The sequence below is a fragment of the Bittarella massiliensis (ex Durand et al. 2017) genome (genome assembly GCF_017566145.1).
Taxonomy (GTDB): Bacteria; Bacillota; Clostridia; order Oscillospirales; family Ruminococcaceae; genus Bittarella; species Bittarella massiliensis_A.
Window position 1 is genome coordinate 1 of the sequence record NZ_JABFCL010000026.1, and the last position, 2,130, is coordinate 2,130.

The following is a 2,130-nucleotide window of genomic DNA, read 5'->3' on the forward strand; positions in this document are numbered from 1 at the left end:
AGGACGGGGACGTGGTGACGGTGCGCTCCACGGTGAAAAACAACCACCCGGAGGCGGGGGCGGAGATCGTCTACGCCCACCTGAACCTGGTGCCGGAGGAGGACGAGAAGGCGGAGAAGTACCCCACCGCCGGGCTGGACATCCTGCAAGGGGAGGAGCAGACGGTGACGGTGGACGGAAAGACGGTGGTGGACGAGGACGGCAACCCCTACGACGCGAGCGGGGAGGGGATCCCCATCGGGGTGAGCGCGGCGGGGAACGTCATCACCTACAAGGCAAAGATCAACAACCCGGACGGCGAGACGGTGACGGTGGGGCAGCGGATGAGCGACGACTTCTTCGGCTCCAAGCAGTACTCGTCGGCGGAGCTGGTGCCCGCCCAGCCCCTGACCCCCGGGGACCCGGAGAAGCCGGAGGGGGAGGCGGGGAAGGACTACCACTACACCCGCACCGCGCCCAACGAAAACGGATGGAACAATTCGGACGTGGCCATCACCTTCTACCCGGGGGACTTTGACAAGTTCTACATCAAAGACCCCAAAGAGGGGACGGTGGAGGCGGCCCTGACCAGCGAGGAGGCCCCCCTCATCTACAGCGATGAGACCGAGAAGCCGGTGGCGCTGCAGGCGGAGAACAGCGGGAACGGGGCCAAGTCGGTGCGCAAGGACGACGTGATCAAGGTGGACAAGGTGCCGCCGTCCCTGTCGACGGCCGCGCCGGCGCTGCTGACCTACCGCTCTGCCCGCACCGCGCCCGCCCAGAGCGCCACATTGACCGACAACCTGTCGGGGGTGTGGAAGTTGGAGCGGTACGACGCCGCCGCCCAGGAGTGGGTGACGGCCCAGACCTTTGAGCTGCCCACCGAGGGGGCAAACAAGGGCAACGGCAACACCAGCGAGACCGCGGCCATCGGCCAGAACGGGCTCTACCGGACGGTGGACGCGGCGGGGAACGTGGGGGCGGCCACGCCGGTGTCCTTCAACGCGCCGCCCAGCGCCACCCCGAAAGACCCGGATGCCCCGGCCCTGGAGCCGGAGGAGGAGACCGACGAGGGCGGCCTGCGCCACGCCACCGCAGCCGACAGCATGGAGGAGTACGTGGACCGGGAGAACCCCCTCTACGGCGGGCGGTTCACCCTGGAGGACGCCCAAGGGCTCTTCGCCGAGCGCTACGACTTTGCCTCCCAGGTGGCCAGGGACGATACCTTGAGTTACAGTTACACCATCGCCCAGGAGGGGGAGGACGTGAGCGGGGCCGGGGTGGACACCGCCCAGGCCGGCGCATTCACCGTGACCTGTGTGGTGACCGACGCGGACGGGAACACCACCACCCTGACTTTGACAGATACCCTGATCGACCCCAACGCGCCGCCGCTGGTGGAGCGGCAGGAGGAGGGGACCCCGCCGGTGGGCCCGGCCTTTGACCCCTTGAAGCCGGCGCCCCAGCCGGTGGTGAAGGAGGACCCGGAGACCGGGCGGGCCCACGCCTATGTGTACGAGACCATCACCGAGGCGGTGGGAGACCCGGCGGCCTACGGCGGGAAGCTGACAGGCGGGGTGGCCCAGCAGATCTTCGCCGGGCGGTACGGGTTTGTGAGCCAGCAGGGGGACGACACCCTGACCCTCTCACCCATTGCGGTGACCAAGGAGGGGGTGGACGTGGCGGCCGCCGGGTACGACACCCGCTATCCCGGCAGCTGCGTCATCAGCCAGACGGCCACCGACAGCCGGGGGAACAAGACCACGGTCTATCTGACCTATACCTTTTTGCCGGCGGGGAGCCCGCCCTGGGTGGACTACGACCCAAGCGACCCGACGGTGGAGCCGGGGAGCGAGTTGGAGGAGCCGGAGATCGTGGAGGACTGGCAGAGCGGGACCAAGTACGCCACGGTGACAGACCGGCTGGTGCAGGCCGTCAGCGACCCGCCCCTGTCTGGGGGCTGGCTGGACGGGGAAGAGCTGCGGGCTTTTCTGCGGAGCCGGTACCAGTTCACCTCCGCCCAGCCGGACGGGATGCTCAAGGAGACCCGCTTTGCCATCACCCAAAACGGAAAGGCGGTGGAGGGGATCGACACCACCCGGCCCGGGGAGTACCTCATCGCCTACACCCTGGAGGACTCGGCCGGCAACC

The 2,130-nt window shown here is 68.5% G+C and carries 1 protein-coding gene; it reads left to right on the forward strand.

Going from position 1 to position 2,130, the window contains the following annotated elements:
* A partial coding sequence (locus HJY11_RS13300; protein WP_208076431.1) for a hypothetical protein occupies positions 1-2,130 on the forward strand: 2,130 nt, incomplete at both ends.